This is a genomic window from Kutzneria sp. 744, from assembly GCF_000568255.1.
GTDB lineage: Bacteria > Actinomycetota > Actinomycetes > Mycobacteriales > Pseudonocardiaceae > Kutzneria.
The window spans coordinates 4026356-4042895 of the sequence record NZ_KK037166.1; the positions used below are offsets into that span (position 1 = coordinate 4026356).

Here is a 16540-nt window from a genome sequence, read left to right on the forward strand (position 1 = left end):
TTTCCCTATCGCCCCAGCCTGATCTTGTCCGCGCTCACCGACGGCGAGAGCGGCTCACCCTGTCCGGCGTCCACGCCGACGGCACGCAGCCGGCGCAGGTGCTGTCCGTGCCGGATGCCGGTGACGGCCACCGGCAGGCCGAGACTGTGGGCGAACTCGACGAGGCTGCGCACCACCGGCTCGGTGATCACGGCGGTGCGCTCCTCGGCCAGCGAGTCGCCGAGGCGGCCGTCGAGGACCACGGCCCGCAGCGTGAACTCGCCGCGCAGCAACAGATCGGCATGCTCGGTGCCATAGTCCAAAAGGGACGATGAGACGCCCATCTCAGCCAGCACCAGGATGTTGTCGATGATTTCGTCGTTCTGTGCGTCCGTGCCGAGCGCCACCCCGAGCCGGAGCTGCTCGGCCGGCAGCTCTACGGCGTCCAGCTCGCGGCGGACCACACCGACCAGGTCGGGATCGCGGGCCTGGCCGGCGGACAGGTCGACGACCACTGCCGGCGCGGCCGCCCCGTGCTGACGCCACCACGCCGCGGCCTGCTGGCAGGCCTTGCGGATCACCCACCGGCCGACCGGCAGCACGACGCCGGTCTCCAGAGCCAGGGCCAGCACCTCGCAGTGCGCCTGCGGCTGCTGGGCCGGCGGTCGCCAGGCCAGCCGGGCGGTGATGCCGATCGTCGTCTCGTCGGAGAAACGCAGCAGCGGCTGGTAGACGACGTCCAGCTGATCGGCCTGCAGCGCGCCGGGGATGGTCGCGGCCAGCCGGAAGCGGGCCCGGTCGGCGGCGTCCTGCTGCGGGTCGAACAGCTCCCACTGACCGGCGCCGCGACGCTTGGCCCGGTGCAGGGTCATGTCGGCGGCCCGCAGCAGCTCGGCCGGATCGGCGCCGGCGCCGATGCGGTCCACGATGCCCATGCAGGTCGAGACGGCGATGCCGTCACCGCCGATGAACATCGGGTCGGCCAACGCGTCCAGCACCAGCCCCGCGTACTCGCCGACGCCGGGCGTGTTCTCCTTGCCCTCCAACAGGACCGCGAACTCGTCGCCGCCCAGCCGGGCCACCATCGCCGTCTCGCCGGCGAACACGCTCTCCAGTCGCTGGCCGACGGCCCGCAGCAGCTGGTCTCCCACGTGCTGGCCGAGGCCGTCGTTGACAACCGTGAACCGGTCGAGTCCGAAGTGGAACAACGTGATCCGGCCGCCGGCGGGCGACCGGCCGAGCGTGCTCTCCAGCGTGGACACGAAGTACTGCCGGTTGGGCAGCCCGGTCAGCATGTCGTGCAGCGACTGGTGGCCGAGGCGGTCGCCCAGCAGGTGCAGCTCGGTGACGTCCTCGACCATGGTCACCAGGTACGCCGGCTGGTCGTGGTCGTCCCGCAGCAGCGACACGGCCAGGTAGGCCCAGACGGACTCGCCGTCCTGGTGGCTGAGCCGGCAGCGCTCGCGGAAGTTGGCCCTACGCCCGGAAAGCAGGTCGGCGATGCTGTCCGCGAGCCAGCCGGCGGCGTCCTCGTGGGCCAGGTCCTGCACGCTCATTCCGGCCAGATCCGGCGGCCCGTAGCCGAGAATCTCGGTCAGCGCGGCGTTGGTCTGGGCGAACTTGCCGCTGGGCTCGCTGATCGCGATGCCCACGGCCGAGGAGGAGAAGATCGCGCGCAGGCGGGCGTCGCTGTCGGCGAGGCTGCGCTCGGTGTCGCGCTTGGCCTTGATCAGTGAGCGCTTCAGGGCTTCCTGGCTGATGTACGTGCGTTCCCGCAGCGCTTCCGCATAGCTGGCGGCGAACGTGCTCAGCACCGTGACGACGCGTTCCGGCAGGTCCGGCGGGGCATCGGGCATGGCCAGCAGGCCGCGGCCGAGCACGCCGAGGCTGGTGGCCAGCGTGGCCTTGCCGGAGATGGCCCGGTTGACCAGGGCGGTGCCGATCTCGCCGACCGGGCCCGGGTCCGGCCGGTCCGCGCACACGGCGTCCGCGAGCGTGTTCGTCATCCGCGCCAGCAGCCGCACGATCTTGGCGTGCGACATGGGGATGAAGACCGTCTTCGCGATCTCCGCCGCCCAGGTGCGTGCCAGATCCGTCCGCCAGCTGTCGTCGACGGGACCTCGCTGCGGGTGATCGTTCACGCCGGTCGGCTCGCTCCTTTGGTCGGGGATCGGCTCACAAGCGTCCGAGCGGACGTACCCTGGCAGTGTTTACTCGGTCTGGGTGGTGGAAACGCTCCCCCGAACGTGTGAAAGTGGTCGGTCAGCTCCGGCCCAGCGCGTCCGGCGGCGGTTGCGGTGGGATGACCGGTTCATCGTCGGACAGGGCCTTCGCGTTGCGCGCGAACTCCTGACCTGCGACGCAGCGGGCCGGAAAGGCCGAACCGGCGGTGCGCCGCGTCAGCTCCGCCACCGGTAGCTCCGCCCCCGAGGCGGCCGCCACGATGTTGCCGAACCGCCGGCCGCGGAACACCCCCGGCTCGGCCATCACCAGCACGTGCTCGAACACCTCACCCAGCGTCGCCACGAACCGTCGGGCGAAGTGCAGGCCGCCCCCGTCGGCCAGGTTCGCCACGTAGGTTCCTTGCGGGCGCAGCACTCTCCGTACCTCGCGGGTGTACTCCCGGGTCGCCAGCGGGCCCGGCATCAGCGCGCTTTCGAACGCGTCGACGACCACCAGGTCGGCCGTGTCGTCCCGGCGCGTCGCCGTCTCCTGACGGCCGTCGCCGACCCGGACCTTCAGCTGTGGCACCGATCTCAGGTCCATGTGCTCGCGCACCAGGTCCACCAGCGGGCCGTCGGCCTCGATCACCAGCTGCCGCGATCCGCGCCTCGTCGCCGCCACATACCTCGCAACCGTGCACGCCCCGCCGCCGATGTGCAGCACGTCGAGCGGCTCTCCCGCCGGGTGGGCGAGATCCACCACATCCCCGATCCGGCGGACGTAGTCGAACTCCAGATGCGTCGGGTCTTCCAGGTCCACATAGGACTGCGCGACGCCGTTCACCGACAGCAGCCACCCCGACGGCCGATCCGGGTCCCGCGACAGTTCCGCCTCCCCGAAACGGACCGGCACCCGGCCCAGCTCCGGCTCCTGCCGCCGATTAGGGCGGCCCCTCGGCGACCTTCCGTGCCCCACTGCCGCACCTCCCCCGACCGAACCGTCAACCCTAGTCCAGTGACGCGGATCACCCTCCCCCCGCCTGGTCGAAATCCCCGCCCTGACCTGGGCATACCACCCCTGACCAGCCGATTGGGAATCGCCGCGACGCGTGTGCTAATCTTTCTCCCGTCAGCGAGGGAAACCCGCAAGGGAACCTCGATGAGCGGCGCTAGCTCAACTGGCAGAGCAGCTGACTCTTAATCAGCGGGTTCGGGGTTCGAGTCCCTGGCGCCGCACAATGCGACATTCGGCTCCACCTGTGTATTCAGGTGGAGCTGATTTGTTTTTCACCATCCACAGTGGACAAGTGGCAGCTCCGCCGCCGAAGCGGACAAGCAGTGGCTTCGCAACTTCGCACGACGACCGGATCAAGACTGTCGGAGCGGGGTGTTCGTCGAACCTGAATCATGGCGACGTGGGCAGGGACTGGTGCGAGGACGGACGCGCCGCCCTCGCACCTGTCGATCTGCTCAGTCGCTCAGCAGCAGTTGGTCGACCACGAGGTGTCCCCACTTGCCGGTCGCCTGGTCGATCACCCGCACCTGGGCGCTCTGCCCCTGTAGTTTGCTGACATCCCAGTCGACGGGTTTGAGCACCCCGGTGTCGTCGCCGGTCGCTGTCCGCACCACGGCGCCGTTCACGACCAGGTTGATCGAGGTCTCCCCGTGCCGGCCGTGCGGCTGGTCTCCGCCGGCGACCAGGAAGTGCAGGTGGTTGCGATCCAGGGTGAACGTCGGTGAGGTGATCGTGCCGGTGGCCGGGTCGCCGCCGCCGGCGGCCGTGTCCAGCACGGCGTTGCCGACCATGCCGGGCAGGTGTTCGACCGACGGCCCGGTGCCGGCGAAGCTGCCGGTGGTGGTCCAGCCCGGGTCGAAGGAGGTGCCCTCGAACCCCGAGATCGTATCCGCCGGGCGCTGAGCCAGGTTCTGGAACTCGGTGATCGTGGTGTTGGCGAACGTGCCGCTGCCGCCGCTGGTGTAGAGGTTGACGCCGGTGTCGGACGGGTCGGCGAACACCTCGCTGGAGTGCACGTAGCGCCCGTCGTCCACGAACACCTCGATCGTGGTCCGGTCGACCAGGATCCGCAGATGCACGCTGGTCTTCGCCGGATTCCACGGCGCGTGGCTCTCGCCCCGCGCGCCGGTGGTGTCAGGCTCCCCGGTCTGCCGCCGGTTCAGGTAGCTGTAGTCGTGGTATATCCCGACATCCGCGTGGCGCGTGCCGTCGGCCGACGCCCGCAGCTGCAACCCGATGTTGTCCAGCTGGGTCCAGCTGACATCGGTGTCCAGCTCGTAGGCGGTCCCGTGGTAGGCCAGCGGCACCGGGCCGCCGTTGACCTGGATGGTGCCGAGGTTGGACACGGAGGCGGCGTGGGACGCCAGTGCGGGCGTCGGCTGCGAGGCCAGCGCATACCCGTCCGCGTAGTGCTTCAGCGTGATCTGGCGGACGATCGAGTCGGTTCCGTTGAAGCCGTCCGACGCCCAGGTCGGCGTGGTGTCCGGGTACGCCCAGTTGTTCATCCACGCCATCCCGAACCGCCGGTCCAGCGGCGCGGCCGGATCTTCCCACGTGACGCCGGCGTACCAGTCGAAGCCCTGGTCCAGCCACTGCGGCGTGGCGGAGTCGGCGGTGAAGGAGGCCCCGTCGAAGGATCCGGTCCAGTACGCATAGGTGTTGGGCATCCCCGCCGACATCCCGTTGGCGCTCAGGCCCAACACCCAGTGCGTGGTGCCGTCGTCGGCGCGGATCTGGAACAGGTCCGGGCATTCCAGCGTGCCGTAGGTGGTCACGAAGTCCGACCGCTCCGTCCAGGTCTTCAGGTCCGGCGAGGTGAACAACCCGATCCGGTCGCCCTCGGTGATCGCCGCGACCCACCGGCCACGCGCGGAGTCCCAGCTGACCTTCGGGTCCCGGAAGGCGCCGCGGCCGCCGTTGGGGATCACCGGCGTCTCGCCGTAGGGCCGGAAAGTCCGGCCGCCGTCGATGGAGTACCAGAGGAACTGTGCCTGTGGCCCGGAGCCGTTGGCGATCTGCGCGGGGGTCGGATGATCCATCTGCGTGACCAGCTGGACCACTGCGCCGGCACCGAAACCGGCCGTGTTCTTGGTGTCCACGACCGTGGAGCCCGACCAGAGGTCGTAGTTCGCGTTCGTCTTCTTCGGCGCGGCGACGCCCTGGTCGGCGAAGGCGACGCCGTCGGTGGTCGTCGCCAGCCGCCAGGCGGTGCCGACCTGGGTCGGGTAGTCGGCGTCGTACAGGTAGTAGTAGTTGTACTTCCCGTTGACGTACACCGGCCGCTGGGGGTCGTTCTTCCAGTGGTCGGGCACCGTGAAGTGGTACTGGGCACGATATGTGGTCGCTGACGACGCCGCGGTGGCGCCGCCGGGACCGCATAAGCCTGTTGCCACCACGGTCACCGCGAGAGCGACCGCGAGCACGGTCCGCGCCAGTCGAGGCCCGCTCGTCTTTGAGCTCATGCCAACCTCCAGAACTTCAGGAGAACTAGAGAACACTCAGGCGTTTGCCGTCCCACGCCACGGGCATGGGATCGCTGATGGCGCCGACGAAGCCGTCCCCGCCGCGGTTGTGGAAGGCGAGCAGCACCCACCGGTCGTCGGACCGGCGGCGGATCAGGCGTCCGCTGTAGAAACGGTCGTCGGTGACGGGCTCGGCCGCCGCGATGTCGAACGGCCCGAGCGGGCCGCCGGCCGGGGCGGCCCAGATGCCCCCGGTGGCGCCGGTCGCCCGTCGGTCGGCCGAGGCATGCTCGGCCAGGCAGGAGAACACCAGGACCGGCCGGCCGTCCACCACCTCGACCTGGGTGACCTCCAGCTGCCCGAATCCCCGAGGACCAGGCACCGTCAGCGGCGGGCGCGGCTCCCAGCGCCGCAGGTCGGCGGAGACCGCGTGGCCGACCACGCCGCGTTCGAACGGCTCGCCGGCGGTGGTGCGGGCGGTGATGAGCATGTGCCAGCCGTCGCCGTCCGGGTCTGCGAACACCCACGGGTCGCGGAACGCCTCGTCGTGCCAGACGCCGGCGTCCAGGGTCTCGTACCACGGGGAATCGGCGGACAGCACCGGATTCTCCGGATTCCGTTGCCACGTGACCAGGTCCTGCGAGGTGGCGTAGCCGATGCGCTGGACGTTCCTGCCGTCGGGGGCGGACGTCGCGCCGGTGTAGAACAGGAACCAGGTCCCGTCCGAGTGTCGCACCACTGAGCCGGTCCACGTCGCCATGTCGTCGAACGCCGGGGCGTCCGCGCGGACCAGCGCGTCCTGGATTCGGGTCCAGCTGACCAGGTCGGTCGAGACCGCGTGGCCGATCGAGGCGCGGTAGTGCCGGGCCTCGGGATCCCGCAGGGCCCGGGAGGCGTAGAGGAAGAAGAGGTGGTAGCGGTCGCCGTCGTCGGCGAACCAGAAGTCCCAGACCCAGGAATCGGGCAGCGAGAACATCCACGAGCCTTTCGGAAAGGTCGGCGGGGCACGGTGAGGTGGCATCGGCGCCGGGCAACGGTGGTCGCGTCAAGATCTGGCCGGACGGGGTGTCACCCCTTGACTCCGCTGGCGGCGACGCTGCTGACGAATGCGCGTTGGCAGCCGAGGAACACCACGAGCACCGGCAGCGTGATCATCGAGGTGTACGCCATGACCTCGCCCCAGGCGGTGTTGTCCTGGAAGAAGTACTGCATGCCGACCATGACCGGCCGCAGGCTCTCGTCCTGCACCACCATGCTCGGCCACAGGTACTGGTTCCAGGCCGGCAGGAACGTCAGGATGGCGACGGTGGCGAACGCCGGCCCGGACAGCGGCACGACGATCCGCCGGTAGATGGTGAACCAGCCCGCGCCGTCGATCCGCGCCGCCTCGTCGATCGCGGTCGGGATGGTCGAGAAGTACTGGGAGAACAGGAAGACCGAGAAACCGTTGGCGATGAACGGGACGATCTGCACCTGGTAGGAGTCCAGCCAGCCGAAGTCGTACTCGATCTGCCCGTGCTGCAACACCAGGGTCGGCAACTGCGAGACCCAGTACACCATCGGCACCGCGATGGTCTCGAACGGCACGATCAGCGTGGCGATGACGACGCTGAGCACCACGCCCCGGCCGGTCCAGCGCAGCCGGGAGATCGCGAAGCCGGCCATGGAGTTCACCACCAGCCCGGCGCCCACGATCGCCACCGTGACGATCACCGAGTTGAGCAGGAACCGGCCGACCGGGACCCGGTCGAACACCCCGGCGTAGTTGCGGAGGCTGATGTCGCCCAGCGGCAGGAACGCCCGCCAGCCGCCGAGGTCGGACAGGATCTGGCCGTCGGGTTTGAGGCTGGAGACGAACATGAACACCAGCGGGAACAGGAAGAACACGGCGAGCCCGACCAGCACCAGGTAGGACCAGACCCGCCGACGGCGGCGCAGCAGGCGCTCGCCCGGGTCGCGCACGGCCATGGCTCAGTCCTTGTCTCGGGTCAGGAAGCGCTGCACCAGCGCGACGATGAGCACCAGCACGAAGAACACCAGCGACAGCGCCGAGCCGTAACCGATCTGCTGCTGGTGATACCCCATGCGGACGGCGTGGTAGACCAGCGTCGAGGTGGCGTCCACCGGTCCGCCCTGGGTCATCACGTCGATCTGCACGAACAGGCCGAGCGCGGCGATCGTGATGGTGATCAGCACGAACACCCGGGTCGAGCGCAGGCACGGCCACGTCACGTCGCGGAACTGCCGCCAGGCGCCGGCGCCGTCGATCCGCGCGGCCTCGTACAGCTCCTCGGGGATGGTCTGCAGCCCGGACAGCCAGATCAGCATGTGGAAGCCGACCGCCTGCCAGATCGACAGCACGATGATGGCGGCCAGCGCGGTGCTCGGGTTGTTCAGCCAGGCGGTGCCCTGCCAGGCGCCGAAGGTGATCGAGTTGATGAAGGAGTTGATCAGCCCGTCCGGCTGGTACATGAACTTCCACAGGATCGAGACCACGACGATCGAGGTCACGACCGGGATGAAGAAGATGACCCGGAACGCGACCGCCCCGCGGATCTTCTGGTTCACCAGCAGGGCCAGCAGCAGCCCGAACCCGGCCTGCGCCGGCACCACGACGGCGGCGAAGCAGAACGTGTTCAGCAGCGAGCGGACGAAGGTGGGGTCGGCGGTGAAGGCCCGGACGAAGTTGTCGAGGCCGGTGAAGCTGATCGGCTCCGGCGAGACCAGCCGGGCGTTGGTGAACGACAGGACGAAGCCGAGGATCACCGGGACGATCAGGAACGCCGCCAGCAGCAGCACCGCCGGGGCGACCATGGCCCAGCCGGCGCGGCGTTCGGAGCGCAGGTCGGCGCGGATCCGGCGGCGCGGGACGGAGCTCGGGGCCACGCTCGTCGCGCGGGTGTCCGGCGGGGAGATCGCCGTCATGGGAGGTGCCTTCCCTCTTGGCCCGCCCGACGTCGCCGCCGGGCGGGGGGCGACGATCTAGAAGCCGTAGCCGTTCTGCGAGGTGATGTCGGTGTCGATCGCCTGCACGGCGGTGTCCAGCGTCGACTTCACGGCGGCGCCGTTCATGATGTCCTTGGCCGCCTTCTCGAAGGTCGAGGAGATCACCGGGTAGCCGGGGGTGGCCGGCCGGGCCAGCGCGAACTTCTGGGACAACACCGCGAACTGGTGCAGCGCACCGTTGTCGCTGAAGTATTTCGACGCCGCCGCGGCCGAGGCGGTGCTCGGGATGACCACCTGGCTGTCGGCGAACGCGGTTAGGTAGGAGTCCTGGAAGCTGAACTTCAGGTACGCCCGTGCGCCGTCGGCGTTCCGGCAGCCGGCCGAGATGCCCCACTGCCAGGACCCGCCGCCGATCTTCGGTCCCTTGCCGAAGTCCACCGGCGGCAGGACCAGCAGGTCGCTGCCGACGGCGGCCAGCGCGTCCTTGGCGTTCCACACGCCGGTGTAGCTCAGAGCCACCTTGTTGTCGATGAAGCGCTGATTGCCGACCGGGCCGGCGTTGTCCACCCACTTGTTCTTGAACGCCTGTTGGAACCAGGTGAAGAACGTCACCGCGCCCGGGCCGTTCAGCGCGCCGTCCGCGGACTTCATCGTGCCGCGGTTGATCAGGTCGCCGCCGGCGCTCTGCAGCATCGGCGAGTACGCGTAGGACCACCACTCGCCGGTGTCGGCGGCGCCCAGGTCCAGCGGCGTGGGGTAGCCGTTCGCCTTCAGCGTGGTGACGGCCGCGGTGAACTCGTCGAGCGTCCACGGCTTGTCGACGGTGGGGATCCTGATGTTGTTCTTGTCCAGCACGGACTTGCGGGCGAAGATCGACAGCGCCGCGTCCCAGTAGCCGGCCGAGTAGACGGTGTTCTTGTAGCGGCCGACGGTGGTGGGCAGCAGTGAGTTGATCAGGCTGTCCGGCAGGCCCAGCGGCTGGAGATAGCCCGCCCAGGCCCAGTTCGGCATCACCGGGCCGTCCATGTCCAGCAGGCAGGGCAGCTTGTGCGCGGCGGCGGCCGCGGTGATCGCGTCGTTGTAGGAGCCCTGGGGGAAGTTCTGCTGGACGATCTTGTACTGGTGCTGGGACGCGTTGAAGTCGGCGATGATCCGCTTGTACACCGCCAACTCTCCGGGATTGCCGGCCGAGTGCGTCCACATCGTGATCTCGCCGGGACCACCGGACGAGGAGGAGTCCTGGCTCGCGCGGGCGCAGCCGCCGAGCGCGACTGTCGCGGACAGGGCCGCCGCTACTATGACCGTGAGGGACTTACGCTTCACCGTAGGTGTCTCTTTCTCGGAGCGCGACCGGCCGTCGCCTCCGTGCCGGATGGCAGCGCCAACTGCCATGTGGAGTGCAGAGATCCGCCGCCGGCTCAGTCGCCAAACTGGGCCGGCGGCGGGCCCACCGAGGCCCGTCGGACGATCGGGCACGGCATGAGATGCGGAGCCGCCGGGTCCGCCCGGCGCAGTCCGAGAGCGACCTCCATCGCCCATCGGCCCATCTCGTAGTGCGGGAGCGCCACCGTCGTCAGCGGCGGGTCGAGCTCGGCCGCGACCAGTTGCTGGTCGTCGTAGCCGACGACGGACAGATCACCGGGAACCGACAGGCCTCGCTGGTGCGCGGCGGCGTAGGCGCCCATCGCCATGCGGTCGTTGAAGCAGAACATCGCCGTGGGGCGTCGATCGGCCGGCAGGTCCAGCAACCGCCGGGCCGCCTCCCGCCCGCCGCCGGCCACCGGATCGGCCCGGGCGTGCAGGATCGGGTCCGGCTCGATTCCGGCCTCCGCCAGGACGCTGAGGTACCCCTCGTGCCGCAGCCGTGAGGCGACGAGGTCGAACCGTTCCTCGGCGTCCAGAAACGCGATCCGGCGGTGGCCGGCGGCCACCAGCTCCCGCACCGCGGCCATCCCGCCGGCCCGCTCGTCCGGCACGACCGCGGCACGGTCCGCCGTCGCCGGCGCGCAGTCGAGCAGGACCGCGTCCTCGGGCAGACCGTTCGGCACCTCGACCACGCGGTGCCACATGCACGCGTAGATCATGGCGTCGACCTGGTGGCCGCTCAGGGCCTGCAACGCCTGCCGCTCGGCGCCGACATCGCCCTCGGTGTCGACCAGGATCACCAGATTTCCCTGCTCGCGCGCCACCTCGTTGGCCCCGGCCAGCATCCGCCCGGCGAACGGCGTGGTGGCGATGGTGTCCGAGACCAGGCCGACCAGGCGGGTCTGCTGCGTCCGCAGGCTGCGGGCCACGGAGTTCGGCTCGTAGCCGACCGCCTCGGCCGCCTCGCGCACGCGTTGCTGGGTCTGCGACGAGATGCGCGTGGAGTTCACGCCGTTGAGGACCATCGACACGGTTGCCGTGGAGACCCCGGCACGGGCCGCCACGTCGGACATCCGGATTCGGGCCATCGCGGCGCCCCCTTCCCGGCTTCCAGCTGTTTAATCGATTAACTTGAGGTTAAGCGAGTATGCAGGCCGGTAGTTCCCTCGTCAAGGGTCCGCGGGGACGGCCGCGGGATTCCAAAAGTCAGTCACTGGCTCTGAACAGTGGTTTTGCGCGGCTCGTCGAGCGCGAGCGCGCCGGGTCGTGACCATCCATTGAGGACTTTCCGCGCCCGGACACCGGCCCGCCGTGGCCGACGGATGCCACCCGCGCACCCAAGCGGGGTATAGTCCACTTATCCGCTGCACCCGACTGCGAGAGGTGTCCACATGCCTTTGACCGGGGAATACGAGCCGAGCGCCTTCGATTTCGCCCGTGATCAGGTCGCGCTGTACGAGAGCTCCGGCGGCACGAAGGGCCTGCTCAACATGGGCGACAAGGGCGGCCCGGTGATCATCTTGACCTCGCTCGGCGCGAAGAGCGGCAAGATCCGCAAGACGCCCCTGATGCGAGTGGAGCACGAGGGCCAGTACGCCGTCGTCGCCTCGCTCGGCGGCGCCCCCAAGCACCCGGTCTGGTACTTCAACCTGACCGCCAACCCGCACGTGGAACTGCAGGACGGCCCCGTGAAGAAGGACTACGCCGCCCGCGAGGTGCACGGGGAGGAATACGACACCTGGCTCCGGCGCGCCGTCGAGGTCTGGCCCGACTACGCCGACTACCAGACCAAGACCACCCGCAAGATGCCCATCTTCGTGCTCACCCCGATCGAGGCGTAGCGCCGATTGCCAGATCGACGACTTCGGCGCGGCTGAGCGATCGGCCCTGGGCGATCAGGTCGTCGAACGTCGCGCGGCCTAGTCGGGTGATGACACGGGATGCCGCCTCTCCCGCGTCGCGTGCGGCGTCACCGATCATGGCCGGCCCGAACTGGTCGACCAGGACGGAGGCCGCACCGGTCAGCAGGGCGGACCGGTGCGGGTCAGCCTCCGCGGCGGCGACGGCCAGGAAGGTCAGGGCGTACATCATCGTGAAGGTGGCGTCGAGGCGGTCCCAGAGTGGGATCGCCTCGCGCACGACCCGTTGCGCCGCAGCGGCATCGCCGAGCCGGAGCAGCGCGTGTCCCTGGTAGTTCAGAGCCAGGGCGAGGTCCCAGTCGCCGCCGTCCAGGCGTAGCCGGGCCACCATGTCGGCGAGTTGGCGTTCCGCGCGGGCAGCCTCGCCCGTCATCAGCAGGACATAGGCCTTGCCGGCTCGGACTCCGGCCCACGAGCTGGCCCAACCCAGTTGCCGCAAGACGGATTCCGCCTCGTCGAAGGCGTGCATTGCCAGCTCGTGCTGGGCCAGCCAGACGGCGACGTTGCCCTGTGCCATGAACGCGGTTGCCCGCGCGGCCGGTTCGACGTCGCCGGCAGCGAGTCGAACGCTCTCGCCGGTCAATCGCAGCGCCTCCATCGGATCGGTGCCCGCGACGGCTATTCCGTGCATCGCAAGCACACCGGCACGACTGGAATCGGTCATCTCCCCCACCGCCAGTGCCTCGACCGCCCACCGGCGGCATTCGAAGAACCGGCCCTCGATGAGCCAGTGCCAGAACACGAAAACGGCGGCGAACCGGTCGGTCTCGCGGTGATCGAGCAGCCAGCGCATCGCGGCGCGGAGGTTGTCGTGCTCCTCCCGCAGCCGGCCCAACCACATGCGCTGATCACGGCCCTGCGCGCCGATTCGCGCCTCCGCAACGAGATTCTCGAAGTAGGCGGCGTGCCGGGCCCGCGCCGGCTCGAGGTCCACGTCGTCACGGGCGAATGCCCGGATGGTGTCGAGCATCGTGTATCGGTCGTCGTCCCGGACGATCAGGCTGGCGTCGACCAGCCGGATGTGCAGGTCAACCGCGCTGTCGACGCCGCCGACCGCGGCGGCGGCCGGCAGCGTCCAGCCTCCGGCGAAGACCGCCACGGCATGCAGCATTTCGCGTTCAGCAGCGGCGAGCAGGCGGTAGCTCCAGGCGATCGTGTCACGCAGCGTGCGGTGGCGTTCCGGCAGATCCAGCGGCCCGACCAGGACCTGCGGCGACTCGTCGAGCAGGGCCAGCAGGGTCGGCGCGGACAGCTGTCGGGTCCGCGCCGCGGCGAGCTCGATGGCCAGCGGCAGCTGGTCCAGCCGGTCACAGATCGCGGCCGCCATGGACGTCTCCGGCTCGGGCGCGCCGGCATGGCGGGATCGCTCGGCGAACAGCTCCATGGCCGCGTCGGATCGTAGGGGCCGCACCACATGGAGGGATTCGCCATGTATCCGCAGCGGCGACCGGCTGGTGACCAGGACCGTCAGGCCGGGCACGTCCTCCAGCAACCGACCGACGTCCGGCGCCGCGTCGAGCAGGTGCTCCATGTTGTCCAGCACCAGCAGCAGCTGCCGATCGGCCAGCGTCAACCCGCCGACGTCCTGGGTGCCCAGGCCGGCCGCGATCGTGGCCAGCAGGAGGCCCGGCTCGGTCAGCCCGGCGAGCGGGATGAAGACGCTCTCGAAGCGGGCGGCGACATGATGCAATACCTCACCTTCAAATTGTCCAGATGTCATGTATATCAAGTATAATTTCGATTGTGCTTCGCAGCAGGAGAAGAAGTTCCGGACATTCGGGCAGTCGCTTATTGTTCTGGAAAACCTAGGTCTTTGAGATCAGAGGTTCCGCGGCTTAAGGTTCGGAGAACCATCGCAGGGATAGATGCTATGTCACCGGCTTCTCTACCTTCGTATTGAGGTCCACGCAAGTATGCTTGAGGGACGTAATTGTATTCCCCGTCGTTTGGCGATACCGACGAAATATGGCTTTTACGAAAGCGTCTAGCATAAAATAAGGCCGAAGCGGCGCGCATAACCACCCCGACGGATAGTAAATTCGTTGCGCAGGATGGCCAGCTCCAACTCCTGGAGCTCCCGCCCGGGATCCACGCCGAGCTCGTCGGCCAGGTGCTCGCGAATACGCCGGGCCGCGTCGAGGGCGGCGCCGACCTGGCCGTTTCGAACCAGCGCGAGCATCAGCTGCCCGGTCAGCCGCTCCCTGATCGGATACGCACGAGCCTCCACCGTGATGTCGCCCAGGACCTCGCGGTGACGGCCCAGCCGGAGCAGGGCATCGAACCTGTCCTCGATCGCCAGGAGCCGGCTCTCCGCCAAGCCGCCGAACAGCTGCTCGCGCGTCTCAGCCGGGACGGTATCGGCCAATACGGGACCACGCCACAGCGCCAGCGCCTCATCCAGCACCTGGACCCGCCGCTGGTCGGTCCGGATCTCCCGCGACTGCTCGACCAGGGCCAGGAACCTGTGCACGTCGACGGTCATCGGATCCGCGCACAGAACGTAACCGCTGCCCCGGGTGGCCAGCTCCAGCTCAGGCAGTTGTGCACGGATCTTGGACACCATGACCCGCACGGCATGGGTCGCCCGGCGCGGCGGTTCGTCGGGCCACAGCCACTCGATCAGCCGATCGATCGTCACCACCCGGTTGACCTCGTAGGCCAGCACCGCGAGCAGAAGCCGCTGCTGCCGCGGCCCGAGCGGCAGCGCCCTCTCACCGCTTCGGGCCTCCATCGGCCCGAGCAACCGAAGTTCCACGCCCACCCCCTGAGCTGCGGTCCAACGTCCATCTGACCCAGATCTGAACGCGGTGCGCAAGGGTGACCCGTCGGGATGTTGCCATCCCGGCGGCACCAGGGGGAGGGTCGGGCCGGTGGTCCGGAACGCCATCGGCCCGACCGCCGCTACGACTTCACGCCTACGGAAACCCGCCACCAGTGGCGGGAGGCCAGGGCGGCGAGGAGGGCGCCGGCGGCGTTGAGGAGGACATCGTCCACAGAGGACACACGGCCCAGCTGGAGGACGTACTGCAGGGTCTCGACGAAGACGGAGCAGCCGGCGCCGAGGGCGAGGATCCGTGGGGCGCAAGCCAGGGCGGAGAAGCGGATGGGGGCGAAGAAGCCCAGGGCGGCGAACACCAGGAGGTTGCCGACGACCTGGGCGACGGCGGTGGAGGGACCGGCGGCGAGGACGGCGGAGAGGTCGCGCAGGGGGATGAGGCTCACCCGGTTGGAACCGGCGGGACCGCCGGGCAGCAAGATCAGCCACACCCCCGGCACGGTGCCGTAGACGAGGCCGACCTCGGCCAAGGCCATCCGCAACAGCTTGCCGCGAAGGGTGAGGAGCCACACCATCAGCGCTGCCACGGGGAGAGCGAGCACGGTGAGGGCGACGACGCCGGTGAAGGTGCCGAACCAGGCGTGCCAGTCCCTCAGCACGACGCCTCGGTGACGGCCTGCGACTCCCGCACGGACATCTCCTGCAACGGCAGGCCGTCGCTGTTGCCGAGGGTGACGCCGATCCAGCCGGTGTCGGGGTAGATGTTCCAGCTGGCGGCGACGCCGGGGTTGGCGCCGGCCCGCCCGAACACCCACTGGCGGTTGAGGATGTGGACGGGCAGCGAGTAGGCGCCGAACGACGTGGGCCCGTGGGGAATCTTGGCGCCGGTGAGCACGTCGGCCCACGGACGGTCCAGCAGCGTGCCGTCGAACAGGGCCTGGCCGAAGCGGACGAGGTCGGGCGCGGTGGCGAAACCGCCGTCGCCGGGGGCGTCGACGAAGGCGCGGCCGGGGTTCTTGCCGAGCACGTCCGGGGCGGGGCTGCCCTGGTCCAGGTGGCGCACGGCATCGACCTGGCTGCCGTCGGCCAGCGTCATGTACGGGTGCGCGATGTGGGGGTCGGTGAGCCACTGAGGCCGGGTGAAAAACCCGGTGCCGGTCATGCCGCAACGCCGGAAGATGTTGTCCTGCACGTAATCCCAGTAAGACCGACCGCTCACGGCCTCGACGATCTGCGCGGGGATCTGAACCTCGGCGGCGACGTGGTCGGCGGGTGTGCCGGGCGGATCCACCGGCGTCGACTGCCGAGCCCACTGTTCGTAGTAGGCGTGCACCTCGTCCCGGCTCTGGAAGACCCGCCGCACGTCCTCGTCCGGGCTCGCCGTCCCGGAAGTGCCGGAGAGCAGGTGGTGAATGGTCACCTTGTCGGCGATCCCCTTGGCGTAGCCGGTCAAGTACGTGCCGACGGTGTCGGACAGCTTCAGCTTGCCCTGCTGCACCAGCTGCAGGACGGCCACCGCGCCGAACGGCTTGCCGGCGGAGCTGAGGCTGAAGGCGATGCCTTCGTGGTTACGGATCCCCTTCTCCCGGTCGGCCAGGCCGTAGCTGCGTGACAGCACGGTCCGGCCCCGGTGCGACAGCGTCACCACGCCGGAGAACCTGCCCTCGGCCGCCAGCTGCGCCACGTACCGGTCATAGGCGCCGCCGGGCCGAGTGGCCGGCGGGATGTCGCAATCGACCGGATCGGCGTGGGCGACCGGTGCGGCGGCCGCCACCACGCCCGCGGCCGTCAGCCCGAGCAACCGCCGCCGACCGATACTCCCTGCGGAATCCATGAGCGCGGTCCTTCCCCCTCGACAAACCGTGGCCCCCAGTGAAGACGGCCGGACGTTGCCGCGGCGTACGCGGTTTTCCATA

Annotated in this window: 13 protein-coding genes and 1 tRNA gene; 2 read left to right on the forward strand and 12 right to left on the reverse strand. The window is 69.4% G+C overall.

Going from position 1 to position 16540, the window contains the following annotated elements:
• Positions 1–5: 5 nt before the first annotated feature.
• Both KUTG_RS18010 and KUTG_RS18015 read right to left on the reverse strand, forming a co-directional pair.
• Positions 6–2120: a putative bifunctional diguanylate cyclase/phosphodiesterase gene (locus KUTG_RS18010; protein ID WP_052394827.1), complete on the reverse strand. Its 2115-nt coding sequence runs from the start codon at positions 2118–2120 to the stop codon at positions 6–8.
• 121 nt (positions 2121–2241) lie between these two features.
• The gene (locus tag KUTG_RS18015; protein WP_043729758.1) at positions 2242–3063 is read right to left on the reverse strand and encodes a spermidine synthase; all 822 of its coding nucleotides are present in this window, start codon (positions 3061–3063) and stop codon (positions 2242–2244) included.
• A 241-nt stretch (positions 3064–3304) separates the two neighbouring features.
• On the opposite strand from KUTG_RS18015, the gene KUTG_RS18020 reads away from it, so the two are divergent.
• Positions 3305–3377: transfer RNA gene (locus tag KUTG_RS18020), tRNA-Lys, on the forward strand.
• A 234-nt stretch (positions 3378–3611) separates the two neighbouring features.
• On the opposite strand, the gene KUTG_RS18025 is transcribed toward KUTG_RS18020, so the two are convergent.
• The 6 genes from KUTG_RS18025 to KUTG_RS18050 all read right to left on the reverse strand — a co-directional run bounded on the left by KUTG_RS18025 (position 3612) and on the right by KUTG_RS18050 (position 11017).
• Positions 3612–5618: a glycoside hydrolase family 32 protein gene (locus KUTG_RS18025; protein ID WP_043718328.1), complete on the reverse strand. Its 2007-nt coding sequence runs from the start codon at positions 5616–5618 to the stop codon at positions 3612–3614.
• A gap of 25 nt (positions 5619–5643) precedes the next feature.
• A complete protein-coding gene (locus KUTG_RS18030; protein ID WP_043718330.1) occupies positions 5644–6594 on the reverse strand; it encodes a glycoside hydrolase family protein in 951 nt (316 codons plus the stop codon).
• Between the two features lie 92 nt (positions 6595–6686).
• Positions 6687–7586: a carbohydrate ABC transporter permease gene (locus tag KUTG_RS18035; protein ID WP_043718331.1), complete on the reverse strand. Its 900-nt coding sequence runs from the start codon at positions 7584–7586 to the stop codon at positions 6687–6689.
• A gap of 3 nt (positions 7587–7589) precedes the next feature.
• A complete protein-coding gene (locus KUTG_RS18040) occupies positions 7590–8543 on the reverse strand; it encodes a carbohydrate ABC transporter permease (RefSeq protein ID WP_052394830.1) in 954 nt (317 codons plus the stop codon).
• Positions 8544–8600: 57 nt separating this feature from the next.
• Complete coding sequence (locus KUTG_RS18045; protein ID WP_043718333.1) at positions 8601–9887, reverse strand: sugar ABC transporter substrate-binding protein; 1287 nt, start codon at positions 9885–9887, stop codon at positions 8601–8603.
• A gap of 95 nt (positions 9888–9982) precedes the next feature.
• Positions 9983–11017, reverse strand: a complete 1035-nt coding sequence (locus KUTG_RS18050; protein ID WP_043718335.1) for a LacI family DNA-binding transcriptional regulator — start codon at positions 11015–11017, stop codon at positions 9983–9985.
• 303 nt (positions 11018–11320) lie between these two features.
• Between KUTG_RS18050 and KUTG_RS18055 the strand changes: the two genes are divergently transcribed.
• The gene (locus KUTG_RS18055; RefSeq protein ID WP_043718338.1) at positions 11321–11770 is read left to right on the forward strand and encodes a nitroreductase family deazaflavin-dependent oxidoreductase; all 450 of its coding nucleotides are present in this window, start codon (positions 11321–11323) and stop codon (positions 11768–11770) included.
• On the opposite strand, the gene KUTG_RS18060 is transcribed toward KUTG_RS18055, so the two are convergent.
• From KUTG_RS18060 to KUTG_RS18075, 4 genes are all read right to left on the reverse strand, one after another.
• Positions 11751–13538: an ATP-binding protein gene (locus KUTG_RS18060; protein WP_043718341.1), complete on the reverse strand. Its 1788-nt coding sequence runs from the start codon at positions 13536–13538 to the stop codon at positions 11751–11753. The genes KUTG_RS18055 and KUTG_RS18060 overlap by 20 nt on opposite strands.
• 294 nt (positions 13539–13832) lie before the next feature.
• The gene (locus KUTG_RS18065; RefSeq protein WP_198047216.1) at positions 13833–14603 is read right to left on the reverse strand and encodes an AfsR/SARP family transcriptional regulator; all 771 of its coding nucleotides are present in this window, start codon (positions 14601–14603) and stop codon (positions 13833–13835) included.
• Between the two features lie 146 nt (positions 14604–14749).
• Positions 14750–15283: a VanZ family protein gene (locus KUTG_RS18070; protein ID WP_043718343.1), complete on the reverse strand. Its 534-nt coding sequence runs from the start codon at positions 15281–15283 to the stop codon at positions 14750–14752.
• Entirely contained in the window at positions 15277–16458 is a 1182-nt protein-coding gene (locus KUTG_RS18075; RefSeq protein WP_043718346.1) for a serine hydrolase domain-containing protein, read from the reverse strand. The genes KUTG_RS18070 and KUTG_RS18075 overlap by 7 nt, the downstream gene beginning before the upstream one ends.
• Positions 16459–16540 lie beyond the last annotated feature (82 nt).

Excerpts from the sequence above, each read along its gene's own strand:
- KUTG_RS18025 (WP_043718328.1), bottom strand. The coding sequence starts at position 5,618 with ATGAGCTCAAAGACGAGCGGGCCTCGACTGGCGCGGACCGTGCTCGCG.
- KUTG_RS18030 (WP_043718330.1), bottom strand. The coding sequence starts at position 6,594 with ATGTTCTCGCTGCCCGATTCCTGGGTCTGGGACTTCTGGTTCGCCGAC.
- KUTG_RS18035 (WP_043718331.1), bottom strand. The coding sequence starts at position 7,586 with ATGGCCGTGCGCGACCCGGGCGAGCGCCTGCTGCGCCGCCGTCGGCGG.
- KUTG_RS18040 (WP_052394830.1), bottom strand. The coding sequence starts at position 8,543 with ATGACGGCGATCTCCCCGCCGGACACCCGCGCGACGAGCGTGGCCCCG.
- KUTG_RS18050 (WP_043718335.1), bottom strand. The coding sequence starts at position 11,017 with ATGGCCCGAATCCGGATGTCCGACGTGGCGGCCCGTGCCGGGGTCTCC.
- KUTG_RS18055 (WP_043718338.1), top strand. The coding sequence starts at position 11,321 with ATGCCTTTGACCGGGGAATACGAGCCGAGCGCCTTCGATTTCGCCCGT.
- KUTG_RS18075 (WP_043718346.1), bottom strand. The coding sequence starts at position 16,458 with ATGGATTCCGCAGGGAGTATCGGTCGGCGGCGGTTGCTCGGGCTGACG.